At 64.8% G+C, this 18,830-nt stretch carries 15 protein-coding genes; 10 read left to right on the forward strand and 5 right to left on the reverse strand.

What is annotated here, in order from left to right; genetic code table 11:
* Nucleotides 1-112: 112 nt before the first annotated feature.
* The gene (locus KVP70_RS08335; protein ID WP_217941652.1) at nt 113-3,322 is read left to right on the forward strand and encodes a hypothetical protein; all 3,210 of its coding nucleotides are present in this window, start codon (nt 113-115) and stop codon (nt 3,320-3,322) included.
* A 69-nt stretch (nt 3,323-3,391) separates the two neighbouring features.
* On the opposite strand, the gene KVP70_RS08340 is transcribed toward KVP70_RS08335, so the two are convergent.
* Nucleotides 3,392-3,877, reverse strand: coding sequence for an asparaginase domain-containing protein (locus tag KVP70_RS08340; RefSeq protein ID WP_217941653.1), 486 nt, complete (start codon nt 3,875-3,877; stop codon nt 3,392-3,394).
* A gap of 139 nt (nt 3,878-4,016) precedes the next feature.
* On the opposite strand from KVP70_RS08340, the gene KVP70_RS08345 reads away from it, so the two are divergent.
* Nucleotides 4,017-4,784, forward strand: coding sequence for an L-asparaginase (locus KVP70_RS08345; protein WP_217941654.1), 768 nt, complete (start codon nt 4,017-4,019; stop codon nt 4,782-4,784).
* Here KVP70_RS08345 and KVP70_RS08350 read toward each other — a convergent pair whose 3' ends face one another.
* The gene (locus tag KVP70_RS08350) at nt 4,785-5,780 is read right to left on the reverse strand and encodes a D-2-hydroxyacid dehydrogenase family protein (protein ID WP_217941655.1); all 996 of its coding nucleotides are present in this window, start codon (nt 5,778-5,780) and stop codon (nt 4,785-4,787) included.
* A gap of 282 nt (nt 5,781-6,062) precedes the next feature.
* Here KVP70_RS08350 and KVP70_RS08355 point away from each other — a divergent pair, with 282 nt between their 5' ends.
* From KVP70_RS08355 to KVP70_RS08370, 4 genes are all read left to right on the forward strand, one after another.
* Nucleotides 6,063-7,931 carry a phosphoenolpyruvate carboxykinase (GTP) gene (locus tag KVP70_RS08355; protein WP_217941656.1) on the forward strand — a complete coding sequence of 623 codons (1,869 nt, stop codon included), beginning with the start codon at nt 6,063-6,065 and terminating at the stop codon, nt 7,929-7,931.
* Nucleotides 7,932-8,052: 121 nt separating this feature from the next.
* Nucleotides 8,053-8,670, forward strand: coding sequence for a TetR/AcrR family transcriptional regulator (locus KVP70_RS08360; protein ID WP_217941657.1), 618 nt, complete (start codon nt 8,053-8,055; stop codon nt 8,668-8,670).
* A 191-nt stretch (nt 8,671-8,861) separates the two neighbouring features.
* Nucleotides 8,862-9,485 carry an HAD hydrolase-like protein gene (locus KVP70_RS08365; RefSeq protein ID WP_217941658.1) on the forward strand — a complete coding sequence of 208 codons (624 nt, stop codon included), beginning with the start codon at nt 8,862-8,864 and terminating at the stop codon, nt 9,483-9,485.
* Between the two features lie 123 nt (nt 9,486-9,608).
* Nucleotides 9,609-11,417 (forward strand): DUF885 domain-containing protein, encoded by a 1,809-nt coding sequence (locus tag KVP70_RS08370; RefSeq protein WP_217941659.1) that lies wholly within the window; start codon nt 9,609-9,611, stop codon nt 11,415-11,417.
* A 45-nt stretch (nt 11,418-11,462) separates the two neighbouring features.
* On the opposite strand, the gene uvrA is transcribed toward KVP70_RS08370, so the two are convergent.
* The gene (gene uvrA, locus KVP70_RS08375; protein ID WP_217941660.1) at nt 11,463-14,309 is read right to left on the reverse strand and encodes an excinuclease ABC subunit UvrA; all 2,847 of its coding nucleotides are present in this window, start codon (nt 14,307-14,309) and stop codon (nt 11,463-11,465) included.
* Between the two features lie 246 nt (nt 14,310-14,555).
* Between uvrA and ssb the strand changes: the two genes are divergently transcribed.
* Both ssb and KVP70_RS08385 read left to right on the forward strand, forming a co-directional pair.
* Nucleotides 14,556-15,065 carry a single-stranded DNA-binding protein gene (ssb, locus tag KVP70_RS08380; protein WP_217941661.1) on the forward strand — a complete coding sequence of 170 codons (510 nt, stop codon included), beginning with the start codon at nt 14,556-14,558 and terminating at the stop codon, nt 15,063-15,065.
* Between the two features lie 265 nt (nt 15,066-15,330).
* On the forward strand, nt 15,331-16,227 hold the full coding sequence (locus KVP70_RS08385) for a hypothetical protein (protein WP_501039837.1): 897 nt from the start codon (nt 15,331-15,333) through the stop codon (nt 16,225-16,227).
* Here KVP70_RS08385 and KVP70_RS08390 read toward each other — a convergent pair.
* On the reverse strand, nt 16,224-16,907 hold the full coding sequence (locus tag KVP70_RS08390) for a glutathione S-transferase (RefSeq protein WP_439897409.1): 684 nt from the start codon (nt 16,905-16,907) through the stop codon (nt 16,224-16,226). The two genes, KVP70_RS08385 and KVP70_RS08390, sit on opposite strands and share 4 nt — an antisense overlap.
* Here KVP70_RS08390 and KVP70_RS35630 point away from each other — a divergent pair.
* Both KVP70_RS35630 and KVP70_RS08400 read left to right on the forward strand, forming a co-directional pair.
* Nucleotides 16,836-17,453, forward strand: a complete 618-nt coding sequence (locus tag KVP70_RS35630) for an AraC family transcriptional regulator (protein ID WP_439897410.1) — start codon at nt 16,836-16,838, stop codon at nt 17,451-17,453. The genes KVP70_RS08390 and KVP70_RS35630 overlap by 72 nt on opposite strands.
* A gap of 35 nt (nt 17,454-17,488) precedes the next feature.
* Nucleotides 17,489-18,208, forward strand: a complete 720-nt coding sequence (locus tag KVP70_RS08400; protein ID WP_217941664.1) for a substrate-binding periplasmic protein — start codon at nt 17,489-17,491, stop codon at nt 18,206-18,208.
* 17 nt (nt 18,209-18,225) lie between these two features.
* On the opposite strand, the gene KVP70_RS08405 is transcribed toward KVP70_RS08400, so the two are convergent.
* Complete coding sequence (locus tag KVP70_RS08405) at nt 18,226-18,699, reverse strand: AAC(3)-I family aminoglycoside N-acetyltransferase (RefSeq protein ID WP_217941665.1); 474 nt, start codon at nt 18,697-18,699, stop codon at nt 18,226-18,228.
* Nucleotides 18,700-18,830 lie beyond the last annotated feature (131 nt).

Raw genomic sequence — 18,830 nt, forward strand, 5'->3', positions numbered from 1 at the left:
AGGATGAGCCCGCCTTGTGCGGGCTTTTTTTGCATGCGCAGCATAGCAAATCCTCAATCTTTCCGTTTCCCCCAGCTCACGCTCGCCACCACTTCATCACAAAGGAAACACCATGACCTTCGACAGCAGCCTGACCCCGGAGCAGTTTGCCGCCGGCGGCAATCGTCTGATCAGCCGGCTCACCACCGCCGACATGGCCCACCTGGGCGTGGAATACATCGCGGCGATGACCACGGCCCAGGCCAGCACCCTGACCGCGCCGCAGCTGGCGGCGCTGCCGCTGGCCAGCGTCGGCGCCCTGCAGCCGGCGGACTTCGCGGCCTTGCGCAGCTACACGCTGAACCAGGCGTCGCAAGCGACCGCCTTCATGGCGGCGCTGACGCCGGAGCAGCTGGCGGCGCTGACGGTGGTGCAGGCCGGCTTGCTCAGTGCCAAGGGCTTCGGCGGCCTGTCGCCCGAGGCGCTGGCGGCCATGGGCACGCGCCAGGTCAACGCGCTGTCGGTGGCGCTGATCGACAACCTGCAGGCGGGACAGGTGCATGCGCTGAGCACCGCCCAGATCGCCGCGCTCAAGGCCGGCCAGGTGGCCGCGCTGCCGGCGCGCCGCCACGAGGGCGAGGACCTGTTCAGCGCGGAGCAGATGGCGGCGTTTTCCACGCTGCAGATCGCGGCGCTGGGCACGGCGATGTTGAAGCAGTTGAGCGCGGCCGAACTGGCGGCGATTGAAACGGCCGATATCGCCGCGCTGGGCTCGCGCCAGATCGGCGTGCTGAGCGTGGCGCAACTGATGTCGCTGAGCCTGGAGCAGCTGCACGCGCTGCACAGCCGCCAGGTGGCGGCGCTGGGCAGCGGCCAGATCCAGGCGCTCGATGCCGAGCGCATCCACGCGCTCAGCGCGGCCGTCATCGGCGCGCTCAGCACGGCGCAAATCCATGCGCTGCAAGCGGCCCAGCTGCACGCGCTGAGCAGCGCCCAGCTGGCCACGCTGACCGCGCACCAGTTCGGCGTGCTGTCGAGCGCCGACCTCATGGCGCTCGATGGCGCCAGCCTGGCCGCGCTGCGGGTGGCGGTGATGGCGGGCCTGAGCTCGGCCCAGCTGGCCGCGCTGGGCGCCAGCGGCGACGGCGACTTCGGCCTGTTCTCGACCGCCCAGGTGGCGGCGCTGGGCAGCGCCGCGCTGTCCGGCCTGACGGCGCAGCAGGCCGCGCAGCTGACCAGCGCCCAGGCCGCCGCGTTGAACGCGACCCAGCTGGGCAGCTTGTCGACCCAGGCCATCGCCGCGCTCGACGGCGGCGACCTGGCGGCCCTGAAGGCGAGCGCCATCGCCGGCCTCAAGACGCGCCAGCTCGCCGCGTTCAACGGCGAGCAACTGGCCGCGCTGAGCACGGCGCAGGTGGCCATGCTCAGCAGCAGCCAGGTCAACGCCCTCAATAGCGCCGCCTTCGCCGCGATCGAGACCGCCGACCTGGCCGCGCTGGCGGGGCCGGCGATCGCCGGCCTGTCGACGCGCCTGCTGGCGCTGCTGGGCCCGGACCGCATCGCCGCGCTGACGCCGCGCCAGCTGACCGCCTTCAGCTCGGCCAGCCTGAACGCCCTGAGCGCCGAACAATTCCAGGCCCTGAGCACGGCGCAGATCGCCAAACTGAATCCGGCGTCGGCGGTCGGCCTGTCGACCACCAATCTGGCGGCGCTGTCGCCGGCCGCGCTGGCGGCCTTGCCGGCCACGGTGTTCGGCGCGCTGAACTCGGCGCAGTTCGCGGTGCTGGGCGGCGCGGACCACCAGATCGGCCTGCTCAGCACGGCGCAGATCGCCCAGCTCAAGCCGGCCACGCTGGCCGGCATGACGGTCGAGCAGGCCATCGCGCTGAGCACGGCGCAGGCGGCCACGCTGAGCGGCGCGCAGGTCGCCGCGCTGTCGCTGGAGGCGGTGGCGGCGCTGGAGTCGCAGGACTTCGCGGCGCTGAGAGCGGCGGCCATCTTCGGCTTGCGCACCGCGCAGTTGGCGGTGCTGGGCAGCGAACAGATCCTGGGATTGACCACCGCCCAGGCGTCCGGCCTGGGCAGCCAGCACATCGCCGCCCTGTCGAGCGACGTGATGGCGCGGATGCAGACGGCGGAAATCGCCGCGCTGCAGCTGGGCGCCATCGTGGGCCTGCGCACCGACCAGTTGCAAGCGATGGGCAGCGACCAGATCAACGCGCTGACGGGCGGCCAGGCCTCCATGCTCAGCAGCACCCAGTTCGCCGCGCTGTCGGCCGAGGTGGTGGCCAATCTGCAGCTGAGCGACCTGGCGCGGCTGAACACCTCGGTGATCGCCAACCTGGCGCCGGCCACGCTGGCGGCGCTGACCAGCCGCCAGATCGGCGCGCTGGCCGGCGGCCAGGTGGCGGCGCTGACCACCGCTGCGCTGGCCGGCCTGAGCCTGGAGCAGTTCGCCGGCTTGACGGTCACGCAGTTCGGCGTGCTCACCTCGCGCCAGTACCAGGCCTTGACGGCGGAGGAAGTGGCGGCGATCCGCACCGGCCAGTTGGCGGCGCTGTCGTCGCAGGTGATCGCCGGTTTGAACACGGCGCAGTTGGCGGCCTGGTCGCTCACGCAGGTGGGGGCGCTCAGCGCGGCGCAGGTGGCGGCGCTGGCGGCCACGCAGTTGCGCGGCCTGGGCAACGAGGGTCTGGCCGCGCTGAGCACCACCGCGATCGGCGGCCTGGGCACCAGCGCCATCGCCCAGCTGCTGCCGGAACAGTTGCAAGCGTTCGGCACCGGGCAGATCGCGGCCTGGTCGCAGCGCCAGATCGCGGCGCTGCCGACCGCGCACATCGCCGGCGGCGACGTGCTGACCACCGATCAGATCGTGGCGCTGACGACGAGCCAGATGGCGGCGCTGAGCAAGCCGCTGCTGGCTGCGCTGGGATCGGACGACTTGGCGGCGCTGGAAACGCGCGACCTGCGGGCGCTGAGCAGCGCGCAGCTGGCGGTGCTGTCGACCACGCAGATCGGCGCGCTGACGACGGCGCAGGCGCTGGCGTTCGCCACCGCGCAGACGGCCGGCCTGAGCACGGCGCAGCTGGCGGCGCTGGCGGCGGCCAGGCTGCCGCACCTGACGGCGCAGGGCGGGCCTTCATTGCGCAGCCGGGTGGGCGGCATGGTGGAGGCGCTGGCGGCCTTCAGCGAAGGCGGCCAGCAGGTGGCTGCCGGGCCGTCATCGCTGGCGATGCCGGGCGGGTTGAACGAGGCGGCCGGCATGCTGGCCGCGCCCGATGGCTTGCGTTTGACTACTCTCTTGCCGGAGGCGAAGGACTTGCTGGCGCTGCCACGCAGGTGACTCCGTACCCCGGCGGCCGAGCCGCAAGGGGTCTGACCCCGTCCGGGGTCAGACCCCAGGCTTGCGGGGTTACAGCGGTTGGAACACCCCGGCCGCCTTGTTTTTCTGCACGTTATCCCACGCGAAAATCTTGCCATTCATGGCCACATACACGCCCGGCGGCAAGGTTTGCGCCACGCCGGCGGCAAAGCCGAGGTTGAACATCGCGTCGGAATTGGCGATCGAGTAGGGGATCATGGCGCCGGTCAGCACGATGGTCTGGCCCAGCTGGGCCGGCCCCAGCACGGCGGCGGTCTGCGGCATGGTGTCGGTGCCGTGGATGATGACGATCGCCTTTTCGCTGGCGGCGCGGCACGAGGCCAGGATGCGCTCGCGGTCGGCGTCCGCCATGTCCAGCGAATCCATCAGCGGCAGCTGTTCCAGCGCCACGTCCACCGTCAGGCGGCAGCGCGCCAGCAGCGCCGGCACATGGCTGTCGGCGAAGCCGAGGGTGCCGTTCAGTTCGTTGTAATGTTTGTCGAAGGTGCCGCCGGTGGCGAGGATGCGCAGGGTCATGATGAAAGCTCAGGCAGATTAAAATGATCTGCATCATAACCCAAACCGCCTGCGCCCCAGAACCCGAAAACAGTCCGTCGGCGGGCTGGAAAGTTGGGCATACTATGGCTACACTGGTTTCTTTGTTCGTTTCGATACCATGAAAGCGCTTGCCCCCGGAACCGTCATCTTCCATCGCCATCGCGGCTACGGCGTCATCACGTCGGTCAATCTGCTGACCGGCTGGATCTCGGCCCGTTTCGGCAGCGAGGCGAGGACGCTGGACTTGAACCTGTCCACCGACGAGGTGCAGTTCGCCGACGGCGAAGCCATCCTGTTCCGCCGCGCCCCGCCCGACCGCATGCCGCACGCGCGCCTGATGGCGCTGGTGCGCGCGCTGCACGAGGCCGGCTATCAGCGGCTCTACCTGTACTCCTGGCCCAAGCCGTCCGGCCTGCATTGGCGCTGGCATTTGTTCACCGGCGGGCGCGACTGGATGCAGCGCTCGTGGCGCGAGGGCTGGTATGGCTCGGGCGCCGACTACAACGTCAATCCGGTGATGGGCTGGGGCGACACGCCGGGCGCCAGCACCGAGGAGCTGGTCCACGCGCTGGCGCGCTTCGACCCGCAGGGGCTGGCGCAGGCGCTGGGCCGCGACGAGGACCACACGGCCTGGTTCGCCAGCGTGTGCGACGCGCTGCTGCCGGGCTATATGTACAGCCTGGACATGCAGCGCCCCGACGGCGGCCCGCTGCTCGACATGCCGCCGGTGCCGGTGGTGCCGGTGCGCGCGACCTTGCCGCCGTACGCCGGGCCGGACATCCCCTGGCCGCCCGGCTGGGCTGGCCTGTGGAGCAAGGTGCACGCCATGCCCGCCCCCCGCATCAACCTGACCGGCCTGCCGGAAATCCCGGAGCAGACCGACTAGCTAGCGGGCGTTGGCCTGGTAACCGGGATTGTTGATCTTGTCGCAGCTGCCGGCGGCGAAATCGACGATGTTCTGGAACGCGTGGCGGAAATACAGCTCGTAGCTGTCCTGCTCCACATAGCCCAGGTGCGGCGTGGCCAGCACGGTCGGCATGCGCAGCAGCGGGTGGTCGGCCGCCAGCGGCTCGGATTCGAACACGTCCAGCGCGGCGTAGCCGGGACGGCCCCTGGCCAGCGCCTGCTCCAGCGCCTCGGGCTGCACCAGCTCGGCGCGGCTGGTGTTGACGAACAGCGCGCTCGGCTTCATGCGCGCCAGGTCGTCGGAAGTGACGATGCCGCGCGTGTCCGGGTGCAGCCGCAGGTGCAGGCTCAGCACATCGGCCTGCTCGAACAGCGCCTCGCGCGAGGCCGCCGCCGCGTGGCCGTCGGCCACCGCCTTGTCGCGGCTGGACTGGCTGCCCCACACCATCACGTTCATGCCGAAGGCGCGGCCGTAGCCGGCGATGATCTGGCCGATCTTGCCGTAACCCCAGATGCCCAAGGTGCGGCCCTTGAGCACCACGCCCAGCCCGTTGAGCTGCGGGTTGATCGACGCCGTCTGCCACAGGCCGTCCTTCAGGTTGGAGGCGTAGGGCACGATCTTGCGCGCCGCCGCCATGATCAGCGCCCAGGTCAGCTCGGCCGGCGCGGTCGGCGAGCCGACGCCCTCGGCGATCGCGATGCCCAGCTCGGTCGCGGCGTCGACGTCGACGTGGCCGGCCAGCTTGCCGGTCTGGGAAATCAGCTTCAGATTGGGCAGCTTGGCCAGCAAAGCGCGGTTGAGCGCGGTGCGCTCGCGGATCAGCACCAGGGCGTCGAACGGGGCCAGGCGGATCGCCAGCTGGCCCAGTCCGCGGGCCGAGTTATTGAACACTTTCACATCATGTTCGTGCAATAAATCCATGCAGGCCAGCGTCGCCGTGGCATTCTGATAATCGTCGAGAATCGCAATTTTCATGGGAGATGACCGATTTTATGAGGAATTTCGTAGGGAAATAACGGCTTGCAAAAGAACCTGAATAGCTTACTACTTTACTCAACTAATTCTCCTACATTTTTGACTGGAACGGCTATTGACGGGTGTACAATCGCCTCAAAAATAAGGCCTGTCGATCATGCATCCGGGCCGCGCAAGACCGCCGTGACCCCGCCGACCCATTTCGAATGGGCATCTGAGCGCAAGCCAAAAGCTGACGACGATCCTGCCGCACGCAGAATTTTAATTAGCATTGGAGGTAGTATGAATCAACCCGTCATGGGTGGCGTTGCAGCACTGCTCAACGTCCCAGCTTACATCAAGCAGCAAAAGTTGATCAACTGGGTAGCGGAAATCGCCGCCCTGACCAAACCGGAACGCATCTACTGGTGCGACGGTTCCCAGGAAGAGTACGACCGCCTGTGCGCTGAAATGGTTGCCGCCGGCACCATGAAAAAGCTGAACCAGGAACTGCGTCCTAACTCCTACCTGGCCTGCTCCGACCCGACCGACGTCGCCCGCGTCGAAGACCGCACCTTCATCTGCTCCAACACCAAGGAAGAAGCCGGCCCGACCAACAACTGGATGGCGCCGTCGGACATGCGCGCCACCCTGAACCCGCTGTTCGACGGCTGCATGGCCGGCCGCACGATGTACGTGGTGCCGTTCTCGATGGGCCCGCTGGGCTCGCCGATCGCCCACATCGGCGTGGAACTGTCGGATTCGCCCTACGTGGCGGTCAATATGCGCATCATGACCCGCATGGGCAAGGCCGTGTACGACGTGCTGGGCGCCGACGGCGAGTTCGTGCCGTGCGTGCACACCGTCGGCGCGCCGCTGGCCGCCGGCCAGAAGGACGTCGCCTGGCCTTGCAACGCCACCAAATACATCGTGCACTTCCCCGAGACCCGCGAGATCTGGTCCTACGGTTCCGGCTACGGCGGCAACGCGCTGCTGGGCAAGAAGTGCTTCGCGCTGCGCATCGCCTCCAACATGGGCCACCAGGCCGCGGCGATCGACGGCAAGGGCTGGCTGGCGGAACACATGCTGATCCTCGGCGTCGAATCGCCGGAAGGCAAGAAGCACTACGTCGCGGCGGCCTTCCCTTCGGCCTGCGGCAAGACCAACTTCGCCATGCTGATCCCGCCGGCGACCTTCGACGGCTGGAAAGTGACCACCATCGGCGACGACATCGCCTGGATCAAGCCGGGCGCCGACGGCCGCCTGTACGCGATCAATCCGGAAGCCGGCTACTTCGGCGTGGCGCCGGGCACCAACACCCGCACCAACTCGAACTGCATGGCCTCGCTGGGTTCGGACACCATCTTCACCAACGTCGCGCTGACCGACGAAGGCGACATCTGGTGGGAAGGCCTGACCAAGGAAGCGCCGTCGCACCTGATCGACTGGCAGGGCAAGGACTGGACGCCGGCCTCCGGCACCAAGGCCGCCCACCCGAACGCCCGCTTCACCGTGACCGCGACCCAGAATCCGGTGATCGATCCGGCCTGGGACGATCCCGCCGGTGTGCCGATCTCGGCCTTCATCTTCGGCGGCCGCCGCTCGACCACCGTGCCGCTGGTGACCGAAGCGCGCAACTGGGTCGAAGGCGTCTACATGGCCGCGACCATGGGCTCGGAAACCACCGCCGCCGCCGCCGGCCAGATGGGCGTCGTGCGCCGCGACCCGTTCGCGATGCTGCCGTTCATGGGCTACAACATGAGCGACTATTTCCAGCACTGGCTGAACATGGGCGAGAAGCTGGGCCAGCTCAACGCCGCCGCGCTGCCGAAGATCTACTGCGTCAACTGGTTCCGCACCGACGACCAGGGTCATTTCGTCTGGCCTGGCTTCGGCGACAATATGCGCGTGCTGAAGTGGATGCTGGAACGCATCGAAGGCACGGCCGGCGGTATCGAGAACATCTTCGGCACCACCCCGCGCTTCGGCGACCTGAAGTGGGACGGCATCCCGTTCTCGCCGGAAGAGTTCGAAACGATCACCTCGATCGACAAGGACGCCTGGCGCGAAGAACTGAAACTGCACGATGAACTGTTCGCCAAGCTGGCCTACCATCTGCCGACCGAACTGACGGCCGTCAAGGCTGAGTTGGAGAAGCGCCTGGCACGATAAGCCGGCCTGGAGGAGACCGAAAGCGGCGCGCGTGGGTGATCCCATGCGCGCCGTTTTTTTTCCGGGGACCTGACCCCGGATTATGCTTGCAGTTTCGCACAGGTGTGCTAAAGTTAGAGCCATGGACACCCTGACCGCAAAAAGCGAAGCGACCTTCGCCACCATCATCGACGCCGCGCTGGACATGGCGGCGGCCGAGGGCATCGGCAAGCTGTCGCTGGGCGAGCTGGCCAAGCGCACCGGCATCAGCAAGAGCGGCGTGTTTTCCCGCGTCGGCTCGCTGGAGACCTTGCAGGCCGCCGTGCTCGACGAATACGACCGCCGCTTCGCGCAGGAGGTGTTTCTGCCGGCGCTGCAACAGCCCAGGGGCTTGCCGCGCCTGATCGCGCTGGTCAACACCTGGTCGCAGCGCGCCTGTAACGAGGGCCTGAACAACGCCTGCCTGTACAGCGCCGGCGCGTTCGAGTTCGACGACCAGCACGGCCCGCTGCGCGACCGCCTGCAGCAAGGCGTGCTGGCCTGGCGCGCCGCGCTGCGCAAGACCATCCTGCAGGCGATGGAGCTGGGCCACCTGCGGCCCGACACCGACGCCGGCCAGCTGGTCTACGAAATCTACAGCCTGATCGTGGGGCTGATGCACGACACCCGTTTCCTGCGCGACGAGCAGGCCAGGCGCCATATGCAGCGCGCCTTCAGCCGCCTGATCTCGACCTACAAAAGCTTCAACGACCTGGAATAAACCCGGCCGCAGCGCGTCTGCGGTTTTCTTGAAACTAATTTCGCACACATGTGCGAAAAAGGAGAATGTGATGGCCGCCTTGTTGATGTTAATCCCCGTCGGACTATACTTTGCCTACCGCAGCCCGCTGTGGTGCGTGCTGCGCTCGCTACCGAGCTGCAACGAGGACTTCGTACTTTTCTAAGGAACGCTTGAACCGCAAACTGATCATCTTCGATTTCGACGGCACCCTGGCCGACACCTTGCCGGTGTTCGTCGACGCGTTCGACCAGGCCGCCGACAAATACGGTTTCCAGCGCATGGACCGCAGCCGTACGCAGGCGCTGCGCCAGCTCGACGCCCGCCAGATCATGGCGCTGCACCAGATCCCTCTGTGGAAGGTGCCGGCCATCGCCACCTTCATGCGCTCGGCCATGGGGCGCAGCGTGGCCGAGATCCGCCTGTTCGACGGCATGGCCGACGTGCTGCGCGCGCTGAAGGCGCAGGGCGTGATCCTGACCGTGGTCAGTTCCAACTCGCGCAGCAACGTGGTCAACGTGCTGGGCCCGGAGCTGGCGGCGCTGTTCAGCCACTTCGAGTGCGGTGCCTCGCTGTTCGGCAAGCTGCCGAAAGTGCGCAAGGTGCTGGCCGCCACCGGCGTCGCGCGCGAGCACACGATGCTGATCGGCGACGAGCTGCGCGACGCCAGGGTCTCGGCCGAAGCCGGCGTCGCTTTCGGCGCCGTGGCCTGGGGCTTCAACACCGTCGAAACGCTGATGGCGGACAACCCCAGCCGGGTGTTTCGCGCCGCCAGGGACTTGCTGCGACACGGATGACGCCCATCGCGGGAATATGCATTTCATGCCCATGTTTCAACATTCCAGCGCAATTCACGCGCGCCGGGGCGGGCGCGGGCCTACAGTGCATGCTCAACAATTTTTCCTGATAGGCCTCTAGACATGACAACTGCAACTACCCGTATCGGCGTCGCCAGCGCCCTGTTGTTTTCCCTGATCCTGGGCGTGGCCCATGCCGATACCCCGGCACCCGACCTGGCCGGCCGCCGCGAGGCGCTCAACTCCCTGATCAAGGAACAGTGGGACTACACGATGCGCGCCAACCCTGAGTGGGCGTCGCTGCTGGGCGACAAGCGCTACAACGACAAGTGGTCCGACTTCTCGCAGGCCGGCATCGAGGCCGATCTGAAAGTCACGGCCGACTTCCTCAAGCGCTTCGACGCGGTGGACACTTCCGGTTTCCCGCTGCAGGAACAGCTGAACCGCGACCTGATGGTGCGCCAGCTGCGCCAGAGCGTCGAAGGCGGGCGCTTCAAGGAATGGGAGATGCCGCTGGCGCAAAACTCCGGCATCCACATCGATGCGCCGCAGCTGGTGTCGGCGCTGCCGTTCGAGACCGTCAAGGACTACGAGGACTACATCGTCCGCCTGCACACGCTGCCCAAGCTGTTCGACGACACCCGCGTGCAGATGGAAAAAGGCGTGCACGACAAGCTGATGCCGCCGAAATTCCTGATACCGAAAATCGTCAAGCAGTGCGAGGACGTGGCGGCCATCAGGCCGGCCGATTCGCCGTTCGCCGAGCCGCTGAAAAAATTCCCGAAAGAGTTCTCGGACGCCGACAAGGCGCGCCTGAGCAAGGAAGTACTGGCGGCGGTGCAGAAGGACGTGATCCCGGCCTACAAGAAGCTGGCCGTGTACACCAAGACCAAGTATGCGCCATACGGCCGCATGGACGTGGGCATGTGGTCGCTGCCGGACGGCGCGGCGCGCTACACCTACAAGGCCAAGTCCTCGACCACCACCGAGATGTCGCCGGAAGCGATCCATCAACTGGGCCTGTCCGAAGTCAAGCGCATCGAGGCGCAGATGCTGGCGACGGCGCAAAAGCTGGGCTACCAGGACCTGAAGAGCTTCAACAAGGCGGTGGCCGCCAAGCCGGAGCTGCATCCGAAATCGCGCCAGGAAATCATCGACCTGTACCAGAAATATACGGACCAGATGTACACCCAGCTGTCGCAGCAGTTCGGCGTGCTGCCCAAGGGTAAGGTGGAAATCAAGCCGGTCGAGGAGTTCCGCGAGAAGGGCGCGTCGGCCGCGGCCTACATGCCGGGTTCGCCGGACGGCAAGCGCGCCGGCCGCGTGATGGTCAACACCGGCGATTTCGAGCACCGCTCGACCATCGACATCGAAACCACGGCGCTGCATGAAGGCGTGCCGGGTCACCACATGCAGTTGACCATCGCGCAGGAGATCGAAGGCTTGCCGACCTTCCGCCAGCAGGGCAACTACACCGCCTATGCCGAGGGCTGGGCGCTGTACTCGGAGCGGCTGGGCGAGGAGCTGGGCTTCTACCAGGACCCGTACAGCTACTACGGCCACCTGCAGGATGAAATGCTGCGCGCGATCCGCCTGGTGGTGGACACCGGCCTGCACTACAAGAAGTGGAACCGCCAGCAGGTGGTGAACTTCTTCCACGACCATTCGGGCATCGAGGAAGTGGAAGTGCAGAGCGAGACCGACCGCTACATCGTGTGGCCGGGCCAGGCGCTGGGCTACAAGATCGGCCAGCTGAAGATTCTTGAGCTGCGCGACTACGCACGCAAGGAACTGGGCACCGGCTTCGACATCCGCAACTTCCACGACCAGGTGCTGGGCGCGGGCGCGTTGCCGATGGATGTGCTGGAATCGCACATCAAGGACTGGGTCGTCGCGGAGAAGTTGAAGCAGACTCGCGTCACCGCGCAGTAAAGTTCCAACCGCCGCTTGCAGCGTACTGCAAGCGGCGTGCCACATTTATTTCAGCAGCGGTCCCAGATACTTGCCGGTCACGCTGGCAGGATTGGCCGCCACGTCTTCCGGCGTGCCGGCGGCGATGATCTTGCCGCCGCCCGCGCCGCCTTCCGGTCCCAGATCCACGATCCAGTCGGCCGTCTTGATCACATCCAGATTGTGCTCGATGATGACCAGCGTGTTGCCCTGGTCGCGCAGGCGATGGATCACCTTCAGCAGCAAATCGATATCGTGGAAGTGCAGGCCGGTGGTCGGCTCGTCCAGGATGTACAAGGTGCGGCCGGTGTCGCGCTTGGACAGCTCCAGCGACAGCTTGACGCGCTGCGCCTCGCCGCCCGACAAGGTGGTGGCGCTCTGGCCCAGCTTGATGTAGCCCAGGCCCACGTCCAGCAGCGTATGCAGCTTGCGCGCGATCAGCGGCACCGGCTTGAAGAACTCGTGCGCGTCCTCCACCGTCAGGTCGAGGATCTCGGTGATGTTCTTGCCCTTGTACTGCACTTCCAGCGTTTCGCGGTTGTAGCGCTTGCCGTGGCAGACGTCGCACGGCACGTACACGTCCGGCAGGAAGTGCATCTCGACCTTGATCACGCCATCGCCCTGGCAGGCTTCGCAGCGGCCGCCCTTGACGTTGAACGAGAAGCGCCCGGCGCTGTAGCCGCGCTCCTTGGCGGTCGGCACGGTCGCGAACAGGTCGCGGATCGGCGTGAACAGGCCGGTGTAGGTGGCCGGGTTCGAGCGCGGCGTGCGGCCGATCGGCGCCTGGTCGACCGAGATCACCTTGTCGAAGTGTTCCAGGCCGCTGATCGAATCGTGCGGCGATGGTTCGGTCTGCGAGCCGTACAGGTGGCGCGACAGCGCCGGATACAAGGTGTCGTTGATCAGCGAGGACTTGCCGGAGCCGGACACGCCGGTCACGCAGGTCATCAGGCCGACCGGCAGGTGCAGGTTGACCTTCTTCAGGTTGTTGCCGGTGGCGCCGGTGATCACCAGCTGCTTGTCCGGGTCGGCCACGTGGCGCTTGGCCGGCACGGCGATCTTCAGCGTGCCTTTCAGGTACTGGGCCGTCAGCGAATTCTTGTTCTTCAGGATGTCGGCCAGCGTGCCCTGGGCGATGATGTCGCCGCCGTGCACGCCGGCGCCCTTGCCCATGTCGACGATGTAGTCGGCGGTGCGGATCGCGTCCTCGTCATGCTCCACCACCAGCACGCTGTTGCCGATGTCGCGCAGGTGCTTGAGCGTTTCGATCAGGCGGTCGTTGTCGCGCTGGTGCAGGCCGATCGACGGTTCATCGAGCACGTACATCACGCCGGTCAGGCCGGAGCCGATCTGCGAGGCCAGGCGGATGCGCTGCGCTTCGCCGCCGGACAAGGTGTCGGCGCTGCGGTCCAGCGACAGGTAGTCGAGGCCGACGTTGTTGAGGAACTTCAGGCGCGAGATGATCTCCTTGACCACGCGGTCGGCGATCTCTTTTTTCGCGCCCTTCAGTTTCAGCTGCTCGAAGAAAGACAGCGTGTCGCGCAAAGGCTTCTCGGCGATCTCGTAGATGGCCTTTTCCTGCTTGCCGGTGCCGACCTTGACGAAGCGCGCTTCCACCCGCAGGCGCGCGCCGTGGCAGGACGGGCACTGCTTCTCGTTGATGAGCTTGGCCAGTTCTTCCTTGACCGCCATCGAATCGGTCTCGCGGTAGCGGCGCGACAGGTTGGTGACCACGCCTTCAAACGCGTGTTCCTTGATGACGGTGCGGCCGCGCTCATTGACGTAGGTGAACGGGATGTGGGTCTTGCCCGAGCCGTGCAGGATCACTTCCTGCGCGGTCTTGGGCAGCTGCTCGTATGGCAGGTCGAGGTCGAACTCGTAGTAGGCCGCCAGGTTGGACAGCATCTGGAAGTAGAACTGGTTGCGGCGGTCCCAACCCTTGACGGCGCCGGAGGCCAGCGACAAATTCGGGAAGGCGACGATGCGCTTGGGATCGAAGAACTCGATGTGGCCGAGGCCGTCGCATTCCGGGCAGGCGCCCATCGGGTTGTTGAACGAGAACAGGCGCGGCTCCAGCTCCTGCAGCGAATAGCCGCACTCGTTGCAGGCGAACTTGCTCGAGTAGACGTGCTCCGTGCCGCTATCCATTTCCAGCGCGATGGCGCGGCCGTCGGCCAGGCGCAGCGCGGTCTCGAAGCTTTCGGCCAGGCGCTGCTTGATGTCGGCGCTGACCTTGACGCGGTCGATCACCACGTCGATGGTGTGCTTCTCGGTCTTCTTCAGCTTGGGCAGGTCGTCCACTTCGTAGATCTTGGCGTCGTGGGTGCCGCTCTGCACGCGGAAGCGCACGAAGCCCTGGGCCTGCATCTGCTCGAACAGGTCGGAATGCTCGCCCTTGCGGTTGGCCACCACCGGCGCCAGGATCATCAGCTTGGTCGCTTCCGGCATGGCCAGCACGGCGTCGACCATCTGCGAGACAGTCTGCGCGGCCAAGGCGTGGTCCGGGTGGTTGATGCAGTAGGGCGTGCCGACGCGCGCGTACAACAGGCGCAGGTAGTCGTGGATCTCGGTCACGGTGCCGACCGTCGAACGCGGATTGTGCGAGGTGGCTTTCTGCTCGATCGAGATGGCCGGCGACAGGCCTTCGATCAGGTCGACGTCCGGCTTTTCCATCAGTTGCAGGAACTGGCGGGCATAGGCCGACAGCGATTCCACATAGCGGCGCTGGCCCTCGGCGTACAGCGTATCGAAAGCCAGCGAGGACTTACCGGAGCCGGACAGGCCGGTAATCACGATGAGCTTGTTGCGTGGCAGGTCGAGGTTGATGTTTTTGAGGTTGTGCGTGCGTGCGCCGCGAATGCGGATCTGTTCCATGGATTTTTTGCCTTTCGGGTCAACCCGTTACTATAGCCGGGTTTGATTACTTGCGCCGACCTTGCGCTGGATCGCGTTCCGGTGGCTCGACACTGTATATAATACCAGTATTTTCTTGCGGCGTTACAAGTTGGTCTGCACGGAAATTCGGTAGGTGGCCGGCGGCATCGTCTATAATCGTTGTTTAGATTTTCCATACATAGCCCGTCCCGAGGGGACGGCCGTCGTTACTCAGGAGTTTCATACATGGCATCAGTCAACAAAGTCATCATCGTCGGCAATCTGGGTCGCGATCCGGAAATTCGCTACATGCCTAGCGGTGACGCGATCGCCAACATTGCCGTGGCGACATCGTACAAATCGAAGGACCGCAACACCGGCGAGCAGAAAGAGCTCACCGAGTGGCACCGCATCTCGTTCTTCGGCCGCCTGGCTGAAATCGTTGGCCAGTATCTGAAAAAAGGTTCGTCGGTCTACGTCGAAGGTCGCCTGCAGACCCGCAAGTACACCGACAAAGACGGCGTCGAGAAATACGCGACCGACATCATCGCCGAGCAGATGCAAATGCTGGGTGGCCGTCAAGGCATGGGTGATGGCGGCGGCATGGACGACGGCGGCGGCTACGAAGCCCCGCCACAGCAGCAGCGCCAGGCACCGGCGCCGCGTCCGCAGATGGCGCCACCGGCACCAGCACCGCGCCCGGCGCCACGCCCAGCGCCAAACTTCTCGGACATGGATGACGACATCCCGTTCTAAGACCCAGTCGTCCCTCATTTGCAAACTGAGCCCTATAGATCATTGATCTATAGGGCTTTTTTCTTGCCGGCCTCGGTGTGCCATGCCACGTATGTGATACGATTATTCCATTCACAATACTATTCATTTTAGTATTCAAAAATGGATTAGCCCCTATGAAAAACAAACTAATTTTTCTATTCATCGAATGTCGAAAACATAGTGGCTAAAACCCAAAACATTGAAAAGTTGCGACATTTTCTCCAGCAGGGGCCGGCAAAAACCCTTGGAGGGGACCGGCTATGCCGTATTTAAGGGCATGCCATTTTTCACCCGCGATCTCCGTCCTCAAGGGTTTTTGGGGCGCATGGAGCCGGGAAGAAACCGGGATCTGGATTTGCCAGACAACATCTCGCACTGGACGGATGAGCAGATATTGAAATACATTTCCCGGCGCAGTGAACCTGCTGCAGGAGACCTCATTCTCGGTAATGAGTCCTGTGCCAGGTATATCGAGTCGTTCGCCGCGTTGGAGAGACAAGTCATGCCCGCTGGGGAGCGTGTTGGGCGCTACCCTGGGATGGCGGAAGACGCCATGCGAGGCGAGTCTCCGGGCTCGTCCGCAGGTGGCGAGCAGCCTAAGTTCACCGCCGTGATCCGTCGCGAAGATGAGGGCGTGTCGGTTGAACACGTCATAGTCAAATTCTCTCCGCAAGTTGGTACTCCCTCTGGGCGACGCTGGGGAGACTTGCTCATATGTGAGCATTTGCAGAACTGGACAGCTGTCGCCCGTGAGCTTGGCCGCCTCGGAGAGTTGTCTGGGAAAGACATTATGACCGTTGAGATACTCGACCTGTTCGGTTCGTTCATCGGCAACACAGACAAGCATCATGGAAATATCGCGGTCTCGTGGACATTTGAACACAAGCACCGATTGCTGGATGCCTATGACATGCTTCCCATGCTGTATCGTCCCAATGCTCACGGTGAGATTATTGAGCGGGAGTGGCTGCCAGCCTACATGGGCCGAGTGGAGTTGAGGCATCTATCGAAGTGTTATGACATGGCGCTTCAATTTTGGCAGGACGTGGCCGACGATCCTCGTATATCGGAGGACTTCAAAGCCGTCGCGGATCGCCATGTGAAGGCGATCCGGCCTTTTGCTCCCGCTGCAGGAGCTTAGGTCTGAGCCTGTGCCGCCAGCGCCTGCCATCGCTTGACGTGGGGATGGTCCAGGATGGCCGCGACGTATGCCTGCAAATCGTCGGGGATGGCCACGCCGTAGCGGCGGAAACGGAACACCACCGGCACATACATGGCGTCGACGATGCCGAACTCGCCGCACAGGAAAGGGCCGCCGCCGGCCGCCTGTTGCAAGCCGCGCCAGATCTGGAACACCCGCTGGATTTCCCCTTCGGTGTCCGGCGACAGCACGCCCGGATGGTCGCCAAGAGGGAGGCCGAAGGACATTTGCGTGCGCAGATGGGTGAATCCGGCATGCATCTCGGCGGCGCGGGCCAGCGCGCGCACCCGCGCGTCGGCCGGCCATAAGCGGGCCTGAGGACAGGCTTCGGCGATCGCTTCCGCGATCGCCAGACTATCGTTGATGACGATGCCGTCCTTGCTCAGGGCCGGCACTTTCCCGGAGGGGCTGTAGCGCAGGATGCCGGCCCTGGTCGCGGCTTCTTCCAATGCCACTTGTACCGTTTCGAATTCCAGGCCGGCGGCCTGCAGCACCAGCCAGGCCCGCAAGGACCAGGATGACTTGGCGTAGTCGCCTATAGCTACCAGATGATCTATGTCGATCCGGCGTGGTTGAACGACAAGGTCCTGCACGGTCAGGTGCCGTCCGGCTACCTGCACCTGTTTCGCCAGCCGCTGCGCCAGGACCCCGAGCTGGCCAGGGAGATCCTGTCCCGGCACCGGATGATACAGCGCTCCGGCCTGTCGCTGGAGCGCGAGACCATCCTGATCGAGCTGCTGGCCAGGGTGTTCGGCCGCTACGGCTTGCCGGTTGCGGAAAAGGACGCCTCGGAACGCGAGGCGGTGCGCCGCGTCAAGCAGCGGCTGGATCTCGACTTCGACCAGGACATCACGCTCACCGAGCTGGGCACGCTGGTCGACATGGACCCCCTGTATCTGATCCGGGTTTTTCGCCAGGAGGTCGGCATCTCGCCGCACAGCTACCAGTTGCAGCGCCGCATCGCGCGCGCAGCAGTTTCTGCGCAGCGGCATGAGCATCGCCGACGCCGCGTTTGCCTGTGGCTTTTACGACCAGAGCCATATGGCGCGTTTCTTCAAAAAGATCGTCGGCGTCACGCCTGGCGCGTTTCGCGCCGGCGCCACGTCGGGCCGCCTGATCGTGTTCGGCTAGGTTTATCGCGAGGAAATGTCTGTAGAATGAGGTGAACCATAGAGTCTCAACGAATTCAATTGGCTAGACGATGCGCGCACACCTCCTATTGATGGCCTGCCTGCTGGGCGCGGCCTTGCCCGCACGGACGGCGGAACTGGTCGTCATGGTCGACAGCACGGCCAATATGCCGATGGCGCTGGTGGAAAACGGCCGCCTGGTCGATGGCGTGCACAAGGAAATCGGCCAGATCCTGGCGCGTCACATGGGGCGCCAGGTGCGCTTTTTGATGCTGCCCCGCAAGCGCCTCGAGCATGCGTTGCAGGGCGGCGAGGCCGACATCCTGTGCGCCTACATGCCGGAATGGCTGGCGGGTGACTATCTGTGGAGCCGTATCGTCTTCACCACGGAGGAAGTGTTGGTGACCGATACGCGCGGTCCGCCGGTCCAGGCGATCACGGAGCTGCGCGGCAAGCCGGTCGGCACCATCCTTGGTTATTTCCATCCCGAAATGGACGCGCTGTTGGGCAAGGATTTTGTGCGCGACAATGCGCCCAATATGGAAAGCAATATGGAGAAGCTGATGCGCGGCCGGGTGCGGCACATCCTGATCACCAGGGTGGTGCTGGACTACTACCAGCGCATCCGCCAGCAGCCGCTGGCGATCTATCCGCCGATCTCCGTCATGTCCTTCGCCACGCGCTGCGCCGTCTCGCGCAAAGGCCATGTGGCGCTGGAGGAAATCGACCAGGCCATCGGCCAGGCGCTGAAGGACGGCAGCCTCGCCAACATGCTCACGCGCTTTCGCTAGCGCCGGGCGGCAGACCATCACGGGATCATTTTTTGCGCAGTCGCTATGTCGAAGTGCAGCACATCCTCGCGCACGCCCAATTTTGTGTAGAGCGCGATCGCGGCCTGGTCTTGCAGGTCCGCTTGAACAAACATCACGTCGATGCCGCGCGCTGCGGCCAGTGTCTTCAGTTCCATGATCATGGCGGTGGCGACACCCTGCCGCCTATGCTCTTGGGCAACCGCCAGGTCGTAGATGTAGAGCTCCGCCCGGTCCTGCTCGAACTTGGGCAAGACATACGCTGCGAGCCCGCCGATGATGTTGCAACCGGCCTTGGCGGCGATGGCGATGAAGGTGTCGCTGGAAAGCAGGTGCTCCAGGTAGGCATCGTCGGGCTGGCGCGCGGTATAGGTCGCGACCTCGCCAAATGCCTTGCCGAACATCGCGAGCATGCCACGCAGCGCGGCAGCATCGGCGTGGCCCAGCGTTCGAATTTCAACGGCTAGTTTCATGGTCGCGTTGCGCCCTGGTGCGCGCGCTGTGGGTATGCCATCAATGTACCGGATTGGTGGCCCCTGCAAAAGGGCCACTGCGCATAAAAAATACCGCGATAATAGCCTGGTGATTTTCCTATTCCCGGTGC

Source organism: Duganella violaceipulchra (assembly GCF_019166075.1).
Taxonomy (GTDB): Bacteria; Pseudomonadota; Gammaproteobacteria; order Burkholderiales; family Burkholderiaceae_D; genus Rugamonas; species Rugamonas violaceipulchra.

Excerpts from the sequence above, each read along its gene's own strand:
- KVP70_RS08335 (WP_217941652.1), top strand. The coding sequence starts at position 113 with ATGACCTTCGACAGCAGCCTGACCCCGGAGCAGTTTGCCGCCGGCGGC.
- KVP70_RS08340 (WP_217941653.1), bottom strand. The coding sequence starts at position 3,877 with ATGACCCTGCGCATCCTCGCCACCGGCGGCACCTTCGACAAACATTAC.
- KVP70_RS08345 (WP_217941654.1), top strand. The coding sequence starts at position 4,017 with ATGAAAGCGCTTGCCCCCGGAACCGTCATCTTCCATCGCCATCGCGGC.
- KVP70_RS08350 (WP_217941655.1), bottom strand. The coding sequence starts at position 5,780 with ATGAAAATTGCGATTCTCGACGATTATCAGAATGCCACGGCGACGCTG.
- KVP70_RS08355 (WP_217941656.1), top strand. The coding sequence starts at position 6,063 with ATGAATCAACCCGTCATGGGTGGCGTTGCAGCACTGCTCAACGTCCCA.
- KVP70_RS08360 (WP_217941657.1), top strand. The coding sequence starts at position 8,053 with ATGGACACCCTGACCGCAAAAAGCGAAGCGACCTTCGCCACCATCATC.
- KVP70_RS08370 (WP_217941659.1), top strand. The coding sequence starts at position 9,609 with ATGACAACTGCAACTACCCGTATCGGCGTCGCCAGCGCCCTGTTGTTT.
- uvrA (WP_217941660.1), bottom strand. The coding sequence starts at position 14,309 with ATGGAACAGATCCGCATTCGCGGCGCACGCACGCACAACCTCAAAAAC.
- ssb (WP_217941661.1), top strand. The coding sequence starts at position 14,556 with ATGGCATCAGTCAACAAAGTCATCATCGTCGGCAATCTGGGTCGCGAT.
- KVP70_RS35630 (WP_439897410.1), top strand. The coding sequence starts at position 16,836 with ATGATCTATGTCGATCCGGCGTGGTTGAACGACAAGGTCCTGCACGGT.
- KVP70_RS08400 (WP_217941664.1), top strand. The coding sequence starts at position 17,489 with ATGCGCGCACACCTCCTATTGATGGCCTGCCTGCTGGGCGCGGCCTTG.
- KVP70_RS08405 (WP_217941665.1), bottom strand. The coding sequence starts at position 18,699 with ATGAAACTAGCCGTTGAAATTCGAACGCTGGGCCACGCCGATGCTGCC.